Source organism: Salinisphaera sp. SPP-AMP-43 (assembly GCF_049568105.1).
Classification (GTDB): Bacteria; Pseudomonadota; Gammaproteobacteria; order Nevskiales; family Salinisphaeraceae; genus Salinisphaera.
Map to the genome: position 1 here is coordinate 3,403,968 of NZ_CP145335.1, position 17,568 is coordinate 3,421,535.

Below are 17,568 nucleotides of genomic sequence, written 5' to 3' on the forward strand. Positions count from 1 at the left end.
CTTGTCGCGCCCTTGACATCTTCCTGATGCACTGCTTATCGGTTACTGGTAGCGTTAGCGCCTATGTCGAGTTACGAACTGGTTACGGCCGACATCGAGCGGCTGCCGCACCGCTCTGTCTATGGGCCGGTCAAGCGCTTCAAACGCCGTCTCCTGCGTACTCTGGGTCGTTGGCATCGCGCGGACTACGATGTGCACCTGGTCTTCGAACAAGACCATCCGGTCTATAAAAAGATCACCTTCAACGACGCGGCCACAGCGGCCCGGGTCACGCGTAACCTGCAGCGTTTCGGCCCGAGCCAGCACCTCCCCCAGTGGCGCCATACCCGGGGGCGGCAGTTATGGGTCGAGTTTGTCGACGGCCAGCCCTATGACCGGATGAGCTGCATCGAAATCGATGCCATCGCGCGCTGTTTCACCGAGTTCGCCCGCCGAGGATCGCGCCTGGTGCCACTAGAGCAGACTGGCTACGGGGCCCAACACGAAAGTAACCTCGTCTACCTGCACCGCCGGGGTCTCATCGATAGCGCATTAATAGAGGCCTTACGGGCAAAAAGCGCCGATTTGCGCCCGTCTCATCTAAGAATCGGTTTCGATTATCGCGACCCGATCGCACCCAATCTGGTCCAACGGGCAGACAGCGGGGCATTCTGCGCCATCGATATCAAAAACTGGCATGCCGATACGCTGGTGGGCGAAGGCTTGGCTAAGACGACCGACCGCTGGCTCGACCCAGCCTCACGCGACCGGGTTTTGGCCCATATGAGCGACTGTGGCCTGGGCGACATCGCCGAAACGTTCGAGTTTCTGGAAACCTACGAGCGCTGCGCACGGATCTGTCGCAGCGTACAGATCGAGACCGCCGCCCTGGGGCGTATCAAAAAACGTGGCATCAAAAGCGCCCGATTGGCCGCCATGGTCGACCGATAGGTCACAACCTATGCATGTGTTTCCGATCAAAACCGTCCCTTGGCGCGCCTTCGCAGCGGGCGTCGGCGCACTGACGGTCGCCCCGATCGCCCTGATCGGCCTCGTGATTGCACTGGCCGGGGCAATACCCGGCTGGCTGACGGTATTACTGCTGGCGTTGCTGATCGGCTTCATGCTGGCGACCCAGATCGCGCTGGTAGTGCTCGCGCTGTATGCCGCAACCCGTAATGAAGTCACGTTGCGGGGCGGCACCATGCATCTCAAAGGCGGCGAATTCCACGAACGGGTACCGCTAGACAGCGTCATGCGGGTACAGCGCATCTCGGGCGCGGACGATCCCGCCATGCCAAGCCTGAAATGGCGCAATGGCATCGCCCTGCCCGGCTTTCGCGTTGGCTGGTATCAGCGCCCCGACGAGCGCTTCGTATTCGTGATCCGTGCCTCCAGGGCGCCGATGCTCTACGTCGGCACGAACATCCGATTCGATGTGCTGCTCGGCGTCGACGACGCACCGGCCCTCGGCCAGCGTCTATTGGCCAATCGCGACTGCGATCGAGACTAGCCGGGCGTGCTTGCGTGGCCTTGGCACGGATATGCATCGCGCCAGCACGGCAAGGCGCCGTGCTAGCCCTGACCTGGGCAATGCATCCGTCGGGCTCGGTCGCTCAAAGACGCTGCTGCGACGGCTTGCGAGTCGTCGTTTTCGGCCCCTCGAAGGCGCGATAGACGCTCAACACCGGTTTATACACCAGAAACCGATGCAGGCCATTAATCCAGAAACGAGCGTTGTACTGACGCGCTGCCACCCCGGCCGAAGCCTTGCCGGAGGCCCCGATCTGCACCCGCGTCGCACGTTGCTGCTGACGTGGATACACCTCGCTCAGCACATAATCGAACACCCGCGTATCTGCGCGGTTGGCCTCGTGAATCTTTGCCATGGCTGCCGGATCGGCCAACAGTGCATCCCGGATACGATTATCGCGCGCTGCGTTCACCCGCTTTTGTAGCGGTCGGAAATGCGGCAGCTCTAGATAAGATTGCATCAGCGCCATCGATTCATCGAAGCGCTCGGTCACCCCGACAAAGGCGATGCGTCGCTCGATCTGATCGATCGCCGCATCGGCATCGGCGCAGCCCACCAGACTGTCACACTGCACATCGCGATAGTGCGGGTCCTCGATCCAGCGATCGAACGAGCCTTCCGGCCAGCGCCCCTGCGCAACCGAATATTGGTATTCGGAAATACAGCGTTTGATCGGGTCGCGCAGGAAGGTATAGAAGCGCAAATCCGGGCTTGCCTGATCCAGATCACTGAAACTACGCACGCTATGGCCCGCAATGGAGCGGACCCACGGGTTGACGCGCTGCAGGCGCCGCAAATCGGCTGCATTGAAGCAATCGGCCTTTGCATGCCAACGCTTCACATCGCAATGCGACAGCCCAAATTCGCAGCGCATGATGTGCTTGAGCGTCTTGCCTGCCGTTTTCTTGATATGGATCAGCGCAATCATCGCAGGTGGGTCGAACCAAGTTAAGGTTCGGCACCATAACGACAAGCGCGTTAAGAAAACGAAAGATTACCGTAAGGCAGGTAAAAAAATGGTGGCCGGAGACAGAATCGAACTGCCGACACTGCGATTTTCAGTCGCATGCTCTACCAACTGAGCTATCCGGCCATCCACTCGCCATTGCGGCGAGAGGCGTATTAAACCGATACGCAGGCTTTAGGTCAACCGTTATTTACTGCTTGGGCGGCACATAGTGCGTCTCGGCAGTCTGTCCGCTGCCGAAAAAATATTCCTCGGTCTGCTCGGTCAGGAACTCGCGCGCCTTGGGGTCGGCCAGATGTAAGCCGTATTCGTTGATCAAACGCGTCTGTTCCTGCATCCACTGCTGCCAGGCTTCCATCGAGACGTTTTCATAGATGCGCTGGCCCAGCTCGCCCGGGAGCGGCGGCTGCGGCAGGCCCTGTGCCTGACGACCAAGTTTTACGCATTGCACTGTACGGGTCATAAATCCAACTCGAATTGCGATGAATCCAGAAGACGCGCCACCGGCGCCGGTAGGCCTGGCCGCTGGGCGTGTTCGAACCAAGAGAAATCGCCATCCATGATACGGACTGCACCGCGATACTGCATTTGTCGTGCATGAATGGTGAGCAGAAAATGCGTAAAACCGTGCTCGATGGTGCCCAGCGTTCGGCCGTTCTCGACGTCGATGCCGAAACGCTGCCGGCAGACGTCGATCGGCTCCATACCGTCGGGCACTTCCGGCAAGCTCCATAGCCCGCCCCAGATCCCACTGGGCGGGCGTTTTTCCAATAGTACCCGGCCGGTTTCATCAGCGATCACCAGCATGGTCGTCTCGCGACGCGTCCGACGGCGCCGGCGGCGTGGCGCCGGAATATCGGCCTGCATCCCGTTGGCGAATGCCACACAGCGTTCGGCCAGCGGGCATCGGCTGCAATCCGGTCGCCGACGCGTACACAAGGTCGCGCCCAGATCCATGATCGCCTGGGTGTAATCCGTCACCCGCTGCTCCGGGGTATAACGCTCGGCCAGCCGCCAGAGCGGTTTGTCGTAAGCCGTGCTGCCCGGCGTGGCCGTGATCCCGGCCAGACGCGCGATCACGCGCTTGGCGTTGCCATCCAGAATCGGCGCCCAGACGCCGTAGGCCTGGGCGACCACCGCCCCGGCCGTGGAGCGACCGATGCCGGGCAGCGCCATGAGCGTATCGACATCATCCGGGAAAGCGCCCTCGTGATCGGACACGATTCGCTGGGCGGCCGCGTGCAGGTTGCGCGCTCGGGCGTAGTAGCCGAGCCCAGCCCAATAGCGCATCACCTCGTCCGACTCGGCCCGAGCCAACGCCTCGACGTCCGGGAAGCGCGTCATGAACGCATTGAAGTAGTCGATGACGGTCGTGACCTGGGTCTGCTGCAGCATGATCTCGGCGACCCAGACCCGATAGGGCGTGCGCGGGTGCTGCCAGGGCAGATCGTGGCGTCCGTGTCGATCGAACCAATCCAACAGCGCCTCGGCAATCGTGGCTGGCGCCCGGTCGGACACAACTTCGGTCATGGCATATCACTCGTGTTGCGGGGCGCGACCCGGGATTCAGCCGCGATGTCTTCGATGGCCTTGGCAGTGGCTTCGATCTGCTTGTGCAACGCCTGAGACAGCGCCCATGAACCGATCATGGGGGGCACCCAGAAATCGGGGACCATCCGGGCCTCGAACACCACGGTGGTATGTTCCGGCCCGGCGGCAGCAAACTCCCAGTGCGCTGCACCGGCTTTCAGATCGCCCTGGCCGGGCACGACTTGCATATCCAGCCGCCCCGGCGGCCGCCGACGATAGCGCATGACCTGGCGCACCGTCTTGCAGTACCACATCACGCATAGCCGCATGCGCGAGGCGAGCTCGTGATCCGACAACCGCCGACTGGATTCGATCATCGGTGAGCGCGCCGCGATTCGTTCGAATTCGGTGGCGGCTGCAAATGCGGCATCGCGAGTGGCCTGGAGCCGCAGGTGGGCCACGACCCGATAGGCCGGGTCTGGGTGGGTCACGCTCAGATCTTCCACCGTGGCCGCCTCGGTCGATGATGCGAGCGCAACCGCGGCCCAGGCGGCCAGCAGCACGCGTGCCGCCCAACGTCTGTACCCCGGTCTCAAGCGTCGCCGGCGCCTGCAGCCCGATGATCGGCGGCTTCGTTCGACACTGGCGCACTATCGCGATTTGCCCGCGGTGGCGGCTCTTCGGCCGGCCCAGCCGCCTGCATATCGACGTGGTAATCCGGAGCCAACAACGAACCCTGTAGATGGACTGGCCACTGCCATCCAACCAGCGGCGCCAGCGCCGCGTCGGACTGCTGGGGCACCACCACCGTCAATGTATAGTCCAACCGGTTGTGCGGTAGGCCATAGCGGCCCTGCCCATGGCCTGAAAAACGTGGCGTCAGCAGCCTCAGATCGCGCCCGGTGGCAATACCATCGGCGATCTCGAAGCGTCCGCCGAAGCGACGGAAGCCGGTGCCGTCGCTCTGGTTATGCGTGTTGCTCTGGTCATTGCCTGACTGGGCCTTCGCAGCCAGTAGCATGCCGGCCAAATCGATCCCGTTGAGACGACCGTTGGTCAATTCAAAGCTCAGCTTTCCGGACAGCGAGCGTTTGAGTTGGGCGACCTGTTTGCCTTGGGCGCGCAGGTCGAGTTCCATCGAACCCGTGCCTTGGACCCGGTCACTGTCGACGACGTCGTGCAGTAACGGCAGAATCCCGACTTGATGCAGCCAGCCATCGACCCGGTATTCCGGCCGTTCGGCACCGGCATCGACCGCTCCTTCCAGGCTGACTGTTCCGCCATAGAGATCAGCCTTGAGCGGCGATACATGCAACACGTCATCGGCCACCGACAGATCCGCGATGGCATCGCTGATCCGAAGCTTGGCAGCCGTGAGCGAACCGATCGTCAACCGACCTTGCATTCGCAGATTGCGCAGTAAGGCCAAATCGAACTCGGCGGCCTTCTGGGCGGCACCGCCCCCGGTTTCGGCCGGCTGGCTGGTCTGCGCTTGGGCCGCACTGCCGGGCGGCAGGTAATCGTCGATATCGAGGGTGTCCAGATTCAGATTGAATCCGTAGCGGCGTGCCTCGAAGCCGTGGATATCCACCGTGCCGACCAGTGTGCTCGCATCCAACCGTGCCTTGATCTGCTTGAAGTGCACGGCATCGGCGGTGCCATTGAACTGGGCATCGAAGCTGGCATCGGTCAGTGCCGAGCCGGCTTCGGTCTGGGGCGGCGCCAACTCGAGCTGCTGCATTATCGAGCGCGGGCTGAATTCATTGACAGTAATCCGGCCATTGTAGCTCAGCTGGTCGTTCAGACCGGTCCCATCGATCTTGCCGGTCAGGGTCAGCCCCGCGCTTTGCAGAGTCACGTTTTCTAGTTCGAACCGACCGGCTTCCAGGTCGATATCGCCCGAGGCACCGAGATTGGCCTCCTGCAAGCCTCCAGGTACGGCGGCACCGCGTGCCAGTACGTTCACACCCAGCCCCGAGAATCGATAAAAATGATCCGATACATTCGGCTCGATCAGCGACACCACATGGATCGCGGCACTCAAATGCGAGCCGGACCAACTCAGATCACCGCTGGTCTCGAGCCGAAACGGATGGCCGTTACTGATCCGCCCGGTCTGCAGGTCGGCGTTCGATAGCCGATAGACTCGATCGGTCACAGCGTCGTCGTAGCGAATGCGCGCGCTCTGGATATCGACCGCGCTGATACGCAGCGACGACACCGGCAGCATCCGCGAGGGATCCGGGCTCCGGCGTACCGGTGCCCCCGCCGGGCGGCCGCCCCAGCTCTGTCCGGACAGATGATGAACGATACCCTGCCAGTTGGTCTGGCCAGCGGCCTTGCGAATCAGATGCAGATTCAAGCCGTCGAATGTGAGCGTCCCCAAGCCGAGTCGGCCGGTGAACAGTGGCCACACGCGCAGGCTGATATCGGCCTGGTCGATATGCGCCATCGGGCGATCACCAAAGCCCTGAGCATTGGCGATCTCCACATCGTTGAAACGTACGCTCAGCCAGGGAAAGGCGGCCATATGGATCGGCCCGCCGATCGTCACCGGTCGGCCCACCGCCCGCGACACTGCCGATACGATCTCAGCCCGATAGGCTTCTGGATCGATGCTCAGACGTACGATCCCGAGCGCGATCACGACCAGTAACGTGATCACGGCGCCGCCGCCGATCAGGATTTTGCCCCAGAATCTCATCTGTTTCGCCCGCTCCTGGTGGATCGCGACCGCACACTCTAGCCGCCCAAGCCAGGCCGTCGCCATGTCGCAGCACTCGCCCAAGCGCGTTATTCTACCGAGTCTCCGGGCGTTACCGCCTTTATTTCCAACGAATCACCATCGCCATGCAGATCGAAGTCAACGGCCAATCAACCGAATGCGCCGAGTCCGTCACGCTCGCCCAGCTGCTCGAAACCCTGGGTTATGGCGAGCAACGCATCGCGGTCGAGCATAACGGCGAAATCGTGCCGAACCCACAGCATGCCGATACCATGCTCGGCGCAGGCGACCGGCTGGAAATCGTACATGCCATCGGCGGCGGCCAGGCCACCGCCGAAGCCGACACGTTCACGGTCGCCGGCCGGTCGTTCAATTCGCGCCTGCTCGTAGGGACCGGCAAATACGCCGATCTCGAGCAAACCGACGCCGCCATCACCGCTTCCGGCGCCGAAATCGTCACGCTCGCGATTCGGCGTACGCCGGCCCTAACCGACCCCGAGGCCGCCAAGGCGCATAACCTGCTCGATGTGGTGCCGCCGGAAAAATATACCCTGCTGCCCAATACCGCCGGCTGCTACACCGCCAAGGACGCCGTGCGCACCTGTCGCATGGCCCGCGAGCTGCTGGGCGGGCATAACCTGGTCAAGCTCGAAGTCATCGGTGACGAGAAAACGCTGTATCCGGACGTGTCCGAAACGCTGGTTGCGGCCCGCGAACTGATCGCCGACGGTTTCGATGTCATGGTCTATACCAGCGACGACCCGATCGTGGCCCGGCGGCTCGAGGATATCGGCTGCTGCGCGATCATGCCGCTGGCCGGGCCGATCGGCTCCGGGCTCGGCATTCAGAATCGCTATAACGTCACCGAGATCATCGAACATGCCAACGTGCCGGTGCTGGTCGATGCCGGGGTCGGCACTGCCTCGGACGCTGCGATCGCCATGGAGATCGGCTGCGACGGCGTATTGCTCAACACGGCCATTGCCAGTGCCCAGAAGCCGGTCCTCATGGCCCAGGCCATGCGCCATGCCGTGATCGCCGGCCGCCAGGCGTATCTGGCCGGGCGCATGCCGCGCCGTCGCTATGCCTCGGCGTCCTCGCCGATGACCAACCTGCCTTTCTGATCACAGGCCGCCGTTCACGAACGGCGGCCGTTCGTTTTTTTTTCAGCCACCCCAGGAGCGCGGCCCGTGGATCAGCCGACCCATCGCCGTATTCGCAGTTTCGTCAAACGCGAAGGCCGACTCACGCCCGGTCAGGAAAAGAATCTGGCCCGGCTCTGGCCGCATTATGGCCTGAGCCTTCCCGAGCAGCCGCTCGACTGGGCCAGTGAATTCGGCCGCGAAGCCCCACGAACTCTGGAAATCGGCTTTGGCGCCGGCGAAGTGCTGGCTGATCTGGTCACCCGACACCCTGAACACGACTTCATTGGCGTCGAAGTCTATCGCTCGGGGGTCGGCCGCCTGCTCGGCGCGCTGGAGGACGCCGGTGCCACCAACGCGCGCGTATTCTGCGACGATGCCGTCGATATACTGGGCTCGGCCTTCGCCACCGACTCACTCGACGAGGTGCTGCTGTATTTCCCCGATCCCTGGCCGAAAAAGCGCCACCACAAGCGCCGTATCGTACAGCCGGCCTTCGCCGATGAAATTGCCCGCGTATTGAAACCAGGCGGCATCTGGCGCCTGGCCACTGACTGGGTCAACTACGCCGAGCATATGCGCGAGACACTCGATGCCCACCCGGCGTTCGACAATATCGGGGATCGCGATGGCTTTGTCAGCGAACCGCCGCGTCGCGATACCCGCTTCGAAAATCGGGGCATGAACAAAGGCCACGTGGTTCACGACATGGCTTATCGCAACCGCGGCTGAGCCCGATTTCTTGGTGGTCGCATCGACGCCGTGGCCTGTAATCAGCCGCGACGGCGACCAAGACGAACTTGAAATCTACGGCCCTGCTGTGACGCTATCGCCCTCTGCATCGACCGCCGAGCCGCCCAAACTCGAAGCCGCAACGATCGCGGCATCACCCGATATCGTCGGTGCGGCATCGATTGCGATTGCCGAGGGCGACCACCGTTGCTTGCTGGCCGATAGCCGAAACCTATTCACTGGTTATGGCATTGAAGTTGCCTAATGGACTTACGATGCCTTGGGCCAACATCAGCAATAGGTCCAAGGTAGCTGGCTAAGCCGCGGAAAAAATTGTAGGTTCCAAGATAAGGGGGAACGCAGCGGCAGCCAAAGCAATGATTTCAAATGCCGCGCGTTCGATAGCCAGAACTCAGCATCCTTGATACGAACCATCGACAACGGGGTGATGGTTTACGTCGTTCAATCGCAGGATCATTCATGGCGACAAAGACACAGAAGCACCACTCGGCTCGGACGAGCTCGCCCGGCATGGTGCTGCGCGCTCTGAACGCAATCGATCAGGCCCTCGGTTGGATCGAGCGGGTGATCGTAGCCGGCAGCGTATTGGTCATGGCCGCTCTGATGAGTGCCCATGTTGTTGGCAACCTCTTGTTCGACCACGGCATTCCAGGCACTTACGAGGTCACGGAAATGCTGATCGTGGTGATCACGTTCGTCGGCGTGGGCTATGCGGCGCGCTGCGCCCGCCATATCAGCATGTCGGCCCTCTATGATCAGCTCCACGGGCGTGCCCGCAAGACCTTGCTGATCATCATCTGTGCCGGCACCGGCGCGCTGATGTTCTATTTCGCCTACAAATCCGCGCAATACGATCTGGTCCTGCGCGAGCGCGGCCGTACGAGCTCCTCACTGCACATCCCAATGTGGACCGTCAATCTCGCCTTGCCGATCGGCTTTACCCTGGCTGGTGTGCAATATCTGCTCACGATCGCCCGGAACCTCAGCAGCCCGGAGATCTGGCGCTCTTTCAACGAAAGAGAAGAATACGCCGACGTGCCCGATGAAGCAGCGACCGCCAACGACGATCCCGCATCCCATTCCCGAGGTGCCTAACCCCATGCGTTTCGACCAGGAGACCTGCTCATGACCCTATGGCTTGGCCTAATCATGCTGGCCTTCCTCTTGCTCGGGTTTCCGATGATGGTGCCGCTGGCCGCAGGCACGTTGTTCATGATGTTCACCGGCATGACGTTCTTCGGCCCGGACCAGATGGTCAGCTGGATGATCACCGGGGTAGGCAGCTGGGTTCTGGCGGCCGTGCCGATGTTCATCTTTGCTGCCGACATTCTGACCAAGGGCCATACCGCCAATCGCCTGCTGGATCTGGTCGATAGTTTCACCCGACACATGCGCGGCGGCCTGCCGATTACCACGGCCGCCTCTTGCGCCTTGTTCGGCGCGGTCTCCGGCTCGACCCAGGCAACCGTCGTTGCCATGGGCGGCCCGATGCGCCCCAGGCTGTTAGCCAAAGGCTATTCCGATCGCTTCGCGCTCGCGCTGATTATCAACGCCTCGGATATCGCCCTGCTGATTCCGCCCAGCATCGGCTTCATCGTCTACGGCGTGGTGATGAAGACCTCGATCGGGGATCTTTTCCTCGCCGGCATCCTGCCCGGCCTGCTCATTCTTCTGATGTTTTCCCTGTATTGCTATATCGGCGCACGAATCCGCGGCATCGAGCCGGAGCCGCGTGCTACCTGGGGAGAACGACTGACCGCACTGCGCCGAACCCTGCTGCCGCTTGGCTTTCCGATTCTCGTGGTCGGAGGCATCTACGGCGGATATTTCAGCGCCGTAGAGGCCTCGGCGGTCGCAGTGGCCTATGCCGTGCTGCTGGAGATGGTCATCTATCGCCAGGTCTCGATTCGTGATCTGGGCGGGCTGGCCTTGTCGACCGGCATGATTACGGCTGTGGTCTTCATCCTGGTTGCGGTCGGCGCTGCTTTTTCCCAGACGCTCGGCACCGCTGGCGTTCCGGAAGCCGTCCTCGGCCCGGCCATCGATGCGATCGGCGACAATCAGTCACTCGCGTTGATGCTGATCGCTGCCGCGTTTTTCGTGGGCTGCATGTTCGTCGACCCGATCGTGGTGATCCTCATTCTGGTGCCGATCTTCAAGCCGCTGGTTGAGTCCACCGGGCTGGATCCGGTCCATGTCGGGGTAATCGTCACCCTGCAGGCCGCGATCGGCTCGGCCACGCCGCCGTTCGGCTGCGATATCTTCACAGCGATCGCGGTGTTCCGGCGCCCGTATATGGAAGTCATTCGCGGCACCCCGCCGTTTATCCTCATCTTGCTGATGAGCACGCTCATCCTGATCTTCTTTCCGCAGATCTCGTTGTTGCTGCCGTCGCTCGGCGGCCAGTAGTGCCAGCCACAAGGCCGGTTTCGGCATTATCGCCGAAGCCGGCCGCGCAGCCCGGCGCAGCCCGATGACGGCACAGCCCAGCAGGCAGTCGGAACCCGTCAGGCAACCGGCGCATCAGTACCGGGCGCCGACACTTCAGTAGGGCCGTGCCAGCCATCTCTAGCTGTCGGAGCCCGGATATAGGGCAACATCTCGCACCTGCCAGTTGCTCGGCTGCATGCCGCGACGGGCTGCAGCCCGTTCCATCTTTGTCTGGGCGATCCGGTTTTCAACGCCTGAACCCATCGAGCCGGCACCACAAGAGTGCGCCGCACCATTTTCGCTCGCTGGTTTGACGAGTCGCTTCGCCTGCCGACATGGCTGTCTCGGCGACGCTACGCTGGGCCTCGGTTCGATTCAGTCCGCGCCAGGATTGACCGTTCGCTCAGATCTCGCAGCCGGACATTGGCCCGCACCGCGTTCTTGGATCGCACTTCGTTACCGATCATGGTGCAACGCAAGCCGTCCTCTCCCGATTAGCCTGCCCGACCAGGTTCGACATGCGCGGCCATTCGGCGGTTGGCCTGGATAGCTCGATCTGAGTGGGTTCGACCTGGCTCTGAATGGTGCAACCCCCAGAAAGACAAACCGAATTCATCCACTAGGGCCTGTCGATGGGTCGTGCGAGCACTGCCTAGAAGCCGCCCATCGTGCCCTGGAATACGCGAGTGGCCGCCTCGAGGTGGCCCTTCCCAAACACACTACCCTGCAGGGCGCGATGAGTGGCCCAACCCGAAGAGACGGTCGCCCTCTAAATTAACGAGCCGACCACAACCCCGCTGTGTAGCCCCGCCACGCGTAGTACGGCGACGCCACGGCCGCTACGCCTTGCCTGGCCGCACTTACAGCACCGGGCGCGAAACTCCCAGGCCCTATCAACAGAGCCTAGGGCATGTCGTCATGAGATATACCGCGGCAGCTACGCCTGCGAGGTGGCAAGACAAGGCAACGTGAGCGAACGATAACGCCGGATGGTCGCCTCAGGGCACGCCTCCGGGGATGCAGTGGCGTCTCTTATAACGACACGCTCTAAGGCGCATCGTCACGAGATGCGCCCTAGCCCCAGGCATAAAAAAGCCGGGCCATCGCTGGCCCGGCCCGATCAGACGCGGTTCGGCGCGAAGCCCAACCGCTGGCGTCACCTGTCTGCGATCAGGAGTTGCCGCCGTCCATCGGCTGTTCGCCGAACTGCTTGAGCAAGATGTTGAGCGCAGCCTTGCCCTGCTCGCCCGTTTGGTCGACAAACGTCTTGCGAACCGGTTTGGCAAGCTTGCGGAACTGGTCGCGCTGCTCGTCGTTCAAGTGAATGATCTTGATATCGCTCTTGTCCTTGATCGTATTCAGGCGTTCTTTGTTGAACTGGGTCTGAATGTCGTAGCCGGTCTTGACGAGCTGATCGGTCACGCTCTTGACCATCTTCTTCTGATCGTCGGACAGACCTTTCCACCAGTCCTGGCTGCCCATCAGCGTAGCGATGAACTGCGACTGGTCGGCGAAGATCATGTAATCCTGGACTTCGTAGAAGCCCATGTTCTCATGAGCAAACACCGGCTGGATGTTGCCTTCGGCCTGGCCCTGCTGGAGGGCGCTGTACAGCTCGCCATAGGCGATGCTGACCGGCGCAGCACCATAGGCCCGATAGGTGGCCCGCAGCAGGCTGTTATCCATGACGCGGATATGCAGGTTCTTCATGTCCGCGGGGGTACGAATCGCCTTGTTTGCCGTCCAGACCTGATAGCCCTCGGTCAGTTCGGCCAGCGGTACCAAACCGCGCTTGCGAAACGCCTGCTGCCACGGCTTGCTCTCCAGAAACGCCTTGGAATTGAGCACCTTCACGGTTTTTAGCTGATCGGAAGGCATCACGAAGTTCAACGACATGAGCTGGCTTTCCGGCACCGTGCCGCCCAGCGCCCCCGAACCGAAGCCGATCTGGATAGCCCCGTTCTGGACCGCATCGTACAGCGCCGAGTAGGTCGAACCCCACTTGCCGTAGGGCAGCAGCTGCACGGTGATATCGCCGTCGCTCTTCTTCTCGATCAGCTTCTTGAAGTCTTCGGCGTATTGGTATTGGACGCTGCCCTTGGTCTCTTCCAGACCGAAGCGCCATGTCTCGGCGTTGGCCAAGCCGGCACTGCCGGCCAGCGCAATCCCGACGGCTGCAAGAATGGTTCTTTTGAAGTTCATCAATCCCCCTTCGAGGTGTGTCGAAACCTACTGAATCACTAGAGGCTATCGCACTACGGTGTGTCAAGTTGAACAATGGCCCGGAACACACCGCGCCATGCTATTGCCACGCCGCTTTGCGCCCGGAAATAGGTCGCAAGAAATCAGCCAACCATTTGTAGTTACGCACTAATTTCGTTCAACGACCGATTGTTTTCGGTAATCCGCTCAGCGCCTGTCGCCGTAATACGCACCGTTTCGCTAAAGCCCATGCCGAACTCGCCCGGTTTGCGCAGGCAGATCGGCAGATGGAACACCATGTCTTCAACCAGTTCGGCGTCGTTGTCGGTCGCGATAAAACAGTCCCCAGCCACCCAGGAGGGTGGAAAAGCCGCCCCCACCGGATAACCGAAGACGCCAGAGAAAAAAGCCCGATCGTCGATCGGCGCCATAGCAGCCGCTCCAGCTCGGGCGGCCGATGCAAAACTGGCGCCGGCCCGCGCCGAAGCCATTACCGCATCCAACACATCGAGACAAACCGCATGAAACTCACGCACTTCGGCGCTCGCGGCACCGGCCACGGCGGTGCGCATCAGGGGCGCGGTATAGCGTCGACGTACGGCGCCGAACTCGGTGAAGACTACCTCGCCGGGCTCGACCGAGTACCCGGCATGATTGGTATGGATGATCCCGCTACGTGCGCCGGTGGTCACGATCGGCTGCATGCTCATAAATTCACTACCGGCACCAAGCATGGCATTGGCTCCGGCGCGCGCGATCTCGTGATCGATCACCCCGACCTGGGTCACCGCTGCTGCTGCATCCAGCCCGGCCCCGGTGATCGCTGCGCTTTCGGATAGATACGCCATCTCTGCCGGCGATTTGACCAGCCGCACGCGATCGATCAGACCACCGGTATCGATCAACTGAGCGGCATCGAACCTCGCCTGCAAGACCGAGACCAGCCCTGGGCGCAGCGCACCAGACCACGGGTTGAAACCGATCTGCGGCGCGGCCTGACCGGTCGCACGCTGGATCTGGGTCGCCAGTTCCCGTGCCATGTGTTCCGGCGCCTGCCACGGATAACCGATGACTTCGTCGACACGACTCAAATACACCGCCGGCCCGATCTCGATCGCTGGGACGAACAACACTGTTCGCTCGGCCGAGACCAGCAGCACGCACTGCACTGAAACCTCGAACGTCGTATACCCGGTCAAATAGCACAGCTCGTCCGGATCGCTCAGCAATAACAGATCCACCTGCGCATCGGCCATCGCCCGACGAACGGCGTCCAGCCGGGCTGCATACTCGGCCGGCTCGAACGCCAGTGTCGGTTCGGGGAATCGACGCTGCAGGGCATCGCGGTAGGCTTGATAATCCATCGGGGCTCGCGTATCGGCGCTGGGAACAGACCTCCATCAAACGATAATTCGTCGATGGCTGTAAAACCCCCACGCGATCACGCCAAAACAGCGGCGCCTAGGACGAACCCCAAACAAAAAAGCCACTATGGCGAGGCAAGGGGGCCTGACGTAAGCTGGGCGCCCGTTTTTCGATCTCCGGCTTTCGCATGAACTATCGCAAACTCGGCCATACCGGATTGGATGTCAGCACGATCTGCCTTGGCACCATGACCTTCGGCGAACAGAACAGCGAAGCCGAAGCCCATGAACAGCTCGACTATGCCCTGTCGCGCGGCGTGAATTTCGTCGATGCCGCTGAAATGTACCCTGTGCCACCGCGGGCCGAGACCCAGGGCCGCACTGAAAGCTATATCGGCAGCTGGCTAGCCAAGAGCGGCCGCCGCAGCGATATCGTGCTGGCGACCAAGGTCACCGGGCATGCGCGCAGCAACATGGAATATCTGCGCGACGGCGAAACGCCGCGGCTGACGCCGGACCATATCCGTCGCGCGATCGATGCCAGCCTGACACGGCTGCAAACCGATCATATCGATCTGTACCAGCTGCACTGGCCGGACCGGGCAACCAATACCTTCGGCAAACGCGGCTATGTCCATGATCCGGACGATAACCCGGTGCCGATCGAAGACACCCTGGGCGAACTCGCGAGGCTGGTCGACGAAGGCAAGATCGGCCACGTCGGGCTGTCCAACGAGACCCCCTGGGGTCTGATGCAGTTTTTACGGGCCGCCGAGCGCGAGTCGCTGCCACGGGTGGCCTCGATCCAGAACCCCTACTCGTTGCTCAATCGCACTTTCGAGATCGGTCTGGCCGAGTGCGCCATCCGCGAACAGGTCGGCCTGCTGGCTTATTCGCCGTTGGCCTTCGGGGTTCTGTCGGGCAAATATCTCGACGGTGCGCGTCCAGAAGGCGCGCGCCTGACCCGCTGGGAACGATTCGCGCGCTATAACGGCGACCGTGCCGAAGAGGCCGCGGCGGCCTATGTCGATATCGCACGCCGCCACGGGCTCGACCCGGCCCAGATGGCCCTGGCCTATGTCACCAGCCGCGAGTTCGTGACCTCGAACATCATCGGCGCCACGACGATGAACCAGTTGGCCTCGAACATCGACAGCTTCGAATTGACGTTGTCTGCCGAAGTGCTTGAAGAAATCGAGGCCGTGCACAACGATATGCCCAACCCGGCGCCTTGATCGCCATCCGGCGGCAATAACAAAAGCCGGTGCCTGTGCACCGGCTTTTTATGGCCGCAACGCTAGTTTTTCGAAGCTAGCCGACCGCTTCGTGGGCGGCATTCTGCCGGGCCTGGCTGGCCGGCACATAGCGATAGTATTCGATCCCTACGTCGCGGAAATCCGGGCGGTCGATATCGCCGATACGATCGACCACAAACTCGTCACTGGCCGGGGCCGGCTGTACATCCGCAGGATGACCGTCGTGCAAGGCCGCATATTGTTCGGCATCCAGATCCACGGGCGCGCCGAGCGCTTCGGCGAAGTTGATCCGCGAGGCTGCGGCCTCCCAGCCTTCGGCCACCCGCATCGGCAACGCTTCGGCTGCGTCGCCGCTGCCGTAGCCGAGCGCCAGCCACTGTTGGCCGCCGAGCTGCAAGACTTCCTGATGGGCCTGCACGAAACCAGCTGCCAGCCAGGCCGGCAGTGCGGCGGTATACAGATTGCCCAGGTCGCGCATCATCTCGCTGCCCAGCGATAGCTTGCCGGCCACCAGGTTCTGCCAGAGTTCGGTCTTGCGCAGATAGCGCATCAAGTTGCCGGCCAGCGGGAAGGCATCGTCGCCGGACTCGCCAGCCGCGACCCGAGCCCGCATATCCGGCGAGATATCGGCGATTTCTTGTAGCAAGGCCTCTGGGTCGATACCGGCGCCGCGGGCGTATTCGGCCAGCTCGGCGCGGTTGTCCTGATCGCCGTCGGCCAGGGCGAACAGATAGGCCATGGCCCAGCCAGCCGAGGGCATGCGGTGATACGGCCGGTGCATGAATACCGCGTCTACGGCATGAAAATAGTCGGCGCGCCGGCCGCCGCCTTGGCGTGCCAGCATGGCGTTCATGGCGGCCCGGGTGGCATCCACATAGCAGCTGGTGGAATAGCGGCCGTTGAAGACCGGCAGATCCTGCATCTGCCCATCCGAGCGCTGAGGCTGATCCCGGAAGCGCGCGAACGGCTTGCGGAAATCGACCATGCGGTAATCCGAGGCGCTGCCCGAGCGCGACAGATCGATATGCAGCAGCTTGGGCTCGGCCTCGAGCAACATAGCCACCGCACCGGCGCCCTGGGTCGGCTCGCCCGAGGAGCCGCGTTCGTATTCGGCAATGTCCGAACAGACCACGATCGCCTTGCGGGCTGCCCCGTCGGTGGCCAGAAAACGCAGCGCGCCCTTGAGCGCATACACGCCGCCGAGGCAGGCGTGCTTGTACTCCGGCACTTCGCATTCGCGCGACATGAGCGGCATGTCGTGCGCAGCCAGTGCGTCATCCAGCATGCCCTTGACGATCACCGCCCCGGCAGAATTGTCGCTGGACGATTCTGTGCCCAGCGCCAGATAGCCAATATCGTTCGGATCGAGGTCATAGGCCTGGATCAGGCGCCAGGCGGCGTTCGCAGCGAGCGTATACACACTCTGCTCCGGCCCGCGCATGCGAAAGCTGCGCCCCACCACCTTGCGAATCTTGTCCCAAGGCTGATCGTTCCATGCGCACCAATCCTCGAGATTGACACGATACGGCGGCAGATAAAGCGCCAGTCCACTGATTCCCGGCATGATTATTCTCGTCGGTTGACGGCCCGCAATGCGCGACACGTGAGATTTCCAGGCCGTATGCTAGCAAATGGTGCATGCTGCACGGGCGCCTTCGCTCGGCACAGACGCGCCGATCGCGTATC

15 protein-coding genes and 1 tRNA gene are annotated in these 17,568 nt (G+C 62.0%); 7 read left to right on the plus strand and 9 right to left on the minus strand.

What is annotated here, in order from left to right; all coding sequences use genetic code 11:
* Positions 1 to 63: 63 nt before the first annotated feature.
* Together V5738_RS14580 and V5738_RS14585 are read left to right on the plus strand one after the other, a co-directional pair.
* Positions 64 to 930, plus strand: coding sequence for a hypothetical protein (locus tag V5738_RS14580; RefSeq protein WP_423821545.1), 867 nt, complete (start codon positions 64 to 66; stop codon positions 928 to 930).
* A 10-nt stretch (positions 931 to 940) separates the two neighbouring features.
* Positions 941 to 1,492, plus strand: coding sequence for a hypothetical protein (locus V5738_RS14585; RefSeq protein WP_423821546.1), 552 nt, complete (start codon positions 941 to 943; stop codon positions 1,490 to 1,492).
* Positions 1,493 to 1,595: 103 nt separating this feature from the next.
* Here the strand turns inward: V5738_RS14585 and V5738_RS14590 are convergent, their stop codons facing one another.
* The 6 genes from V5738_RS14590 to V5738_RS14615 all read right to left on the minus strand — a co-directional run bounded on the left by V5738_RS14590 (position 1,596) and on the right by V5738_RS14615 (position 6,714).
* Positions 1,596 to 2,441 (minus strand): sulfotransferase family 2 domain-containing protein, encoded by an 846-nt coding sequence (locus V5738_RS14590; RefSeq protein ID WP_423821547.1) that lies wholly within the window; start codon positions 2,439 to 2,441, stop codon positions 1,596 to 1,598.
* An 89-nt stretch (positions 2,442 to 2,530) separates the two neighbouring features.
* Positions 2,531 to 2,606 (minus strand) — tRNA-Phe (locus V5738_RS14595).
* A gap of 64 nt (positions 2,607 to 2,670) precedes the next feature.
* Positions 2,671 to 2,943 (minus strand): oxidative damage protection protein, encoded by a 273-nt coding sequence (locus V5738_RS14600; protein ID WP_423821548.1) that lies wholly within the window; start codon positions 2,941 to 2,943, stop codon positions 2,671 to 2,673.
* On the minus strand, positions 2,940 to 4,010 hold the full coding sequence (mutY, locus tag V5738_RS14605; protein ID WP_423821549.1) for an A/G-specific adenine glycosylase: 1,071 nt from the start codon (positions 4,008 to 4,010) through the stop codon (positions 2,940 to 2,942). Before mutY ends, V5738_RS14600 begins: the two co-directional genes overlap by 4 nt.
* Complete coding sequence (locus V5738_RS14610) at positions 4,007 to 4,573, minus strand: SRPBCC family protein (protein ID WP_423821550.1); 567 nt, start codon at positions 4,571 to 4,573, stop codon at positions 4,007 to 4,009. Before V5738_RS14610 ends, mutY begins: the two co-directional genes overlap by 4 nt.
* A gap of 29 nt (positions 4,574 to 4,602) precedes the next feature.
* The gene (locus tag V5738_RS14615; protein ID WP_423821551.1) at positions 4,603 to 6,714 is read right to left on the minus strand and encodes an AsmA family protein; all 2,112 of its coding nucleotides are present in this window, start codon (positions 6,712 to 6,714) and stop codon (positions 4,603 to 4,605) included.
* Between the two features lie 146 nt (positions 6,715 to 6,860).
* Between V5738_RS14615 and thiS the strand changes: the two genes are divergently transcribed.
* The 4 genes from thiS (at position 6,861) to V5738_RS14635 (ending at position 11,039) form a co-directional block, all read left to right on the plus strand.
* Positions 6,861 to 7,859, plus strand: a complete 999-nt coding sequence (gene thiS / locus V5738_RS14620) for a sulfur carrier protein ThiS (protein ID WP_423821552.1) — start codon at positions 6,861 to 6,863, stop codon at positions 7,857 to 7,859.
* A 66-nt stretch (positions 7,860 to 7,925) separates the two neighbouring features.
* Complete coding sequence (gene trmB / locus V5738_RS14625; protein WP_423821553.1) at positions 7,926 to 8,609, plus strand: tRNA (guanosine(46)-N7)-methyltransferase TrmB; 684 nt, start codon at positions 7,926 to 7,928, stop codon at positions 8,607 to 8,609.
* Positions 8,610 to 9,089: 480 nt separating this feature from the next.
* A complete protein-coding gene (locus V5738_RS14630) occupies positions 9,090 to 9,725 on the plus strand; it encodes a TRAP transporter small permease (RefSeq protein ID WP_423821554.1) in 636 nt (211 codons plus the stop codon).
* A 30-nt stretch (positions 9,726 to 9,755) separates the two neighbouring features.
* Entirely contained in the window at positions 9,756 to 11,039 is a 1,284-nt protein-coding gene (locus V5738_RS14635; protein ID WP_423821555.1) for a TRAP transporter large permease, read from the plus strand.
* Between the two features lie 1,191 nt (positions 11,040 to 12,230).
* On the opposite strand, the gene dctP is transcribed toward V5738_RS14635, so the two are convergent.
* Entirely contained in the window at positions 12,231 to 13,262 is a 1,032-nt protein-coding gene (gene dctP, locus V5738_RS14640; RefSeq protein ID WP_423821556.1) for a TRAP transporter substrate-binding protein DctP, read from the minus strand.
* 161 nt (positions 13,263 to 13,423) lie between these two features.
* Positions 13,424 to 14,626, minus strand: a complete 1,203-nt coding sequence (locus V5738_RS14645) for a M24 family metallopeptidase (RefSeq protein WP_423821557.1) — start codon at positions 14,624 to 14,626, stop codon at positions 13,424 to 13,426.
* A gap of 188 nt (positions 14,627 to 14,814) precedes the next feature.
* Here V5738_RS14645 and V5738_RS14650 point away from each other — a divergent pair, with 188 nt between their 5' ends.
* Positions 14,815 to 15,861 (plus strand): NADP(H)-dependent aldo-keto reductase, encoded by a 1,047-nt coding sequence (locus V5738_RS14650; protein WP_423821558.1) that lies wholly within the window; start codon positions 14,815 to 14,817, stop codon positions 15,859 to 15,861.
* Between the two features lie 76 nt (positions 15,862 to 15,937).
* Here V5738_RS14650 and V5738_RS14655 read toward each other — a convergent pair whose 3' ends face one another.
* Positions 15,938 to 17,446 carry a hydroxymethylglutaryl-CoA synthase gene (locus V5738_RS14655; RefSeq protein WP_423821559.1) on the minus strand — a complete coding sequence of 503 codons (1,509 nt, stop codon included), beginning with the start codon at positions 17,444 to 17,446 and terminating at the stop codon, positions 15,938 to 15,940.
* Between the last annotated feature and the right edge of the window lie 122 nt (positions 17,447 to 17,568).

What these genes read in the sequence shown, in the direction of transcription:
- V5738_RS14630 (WP_423821554.1), top strand. Translation starts at nt 9,090, where the DNA reads ATGGCGACAAAGACACAGAAGCACCACTCGGCTCGGACGAGCTCGCCC.
- V5738_RS14590 (WP_423821547.1), bottom strand. Translation starts at nt 2,441, where the DNA reads ATGATTGCGCTGATCCATATCAAGAAAACGGCAGGCAAGACGCTCAAG.
- V5738_RS14650 (WP_423821558.1), top strand. Translation starts at nt 14,815, where the DNA reads ATGAACTATCGCAAACTCGGCCATACCGGATTGGATGTCAGCACGATC.
- V5738_RS14645 (WP_423821557.1), bottom strand. Translation starts at nt 14,626, where the DNA reads ATGGATTATCAAGCCTACCGCGATGCCCTGCAGCGTCGATTCCCCGAA.
- V5738_RS14655 (WP_423821559.1), bottom strand. Translation starts at nt 17,446, where the DNA reads ATGCCGGGAATCAGTGGACTGGCGCTTTATCTGCCGCCGTATCGTGTC.
- thiS (WP_423821552.1), top strand. Translation starts at nt 6,861, where the DNA reads ATGCAGATCGAAGTCAACGGCCAATCAACCGAATGCGCCGAGTCCGTC.
- V5738_RS14580 (WP_423821545.1), top strand. Translation starts at nt 64, where the DNA reads ATGTCGAGTTACGAACTGGTTACGGCCGACATCGAGCGGCTGCCGCAC.
- dctP (WP_423821556.1), bottom strand. Translation starts at nt 13,262, where the DNA reads ATGAACTTCAAAAGAACCATTCTTGCAGCCGTCGGGATTGCGCTGGCC.
- V5738_RS14600 (WP_423821548.1), bottom strand. Translation starts at nt 2,943, where the DNA reads ATGACCCGTACAGTGCAATGCGTAAAACTTGGTCGTCAGGCACAGGGC.
- V5738_RS14615 (WP_423821551.1), bottom strand. Translation starts at nt 6,714, where the DNA reads ATGAGATTCTGGGGCAAAATCCTGATCGGCGGCGGCGCCGTGATCACG.
- mutY (WP_423821549.1), bottom strand. Translation starts at nt 4,010, where the DNA reads ATGACCGAAGTTGTGTCCGACCGGGCGCCAGCCACGATTGCCGAGGCG.
- V5738_RS14585 (WP_423821546.1), top strand. Translation starts at nt 941, where the DNA reads ATGCATGTGTTTCCGATCAAAACCGTCCCTTGGCGCGCCTTCGCAGCG.
- V5738_RS14635 (WP_423821555.1), top strand. Translation starts at nt 9,756, where the DNA reads ATGACCCTATGGCTTGGCCTAATCATGCTGGCCTTCCTCTTGCTCGGG.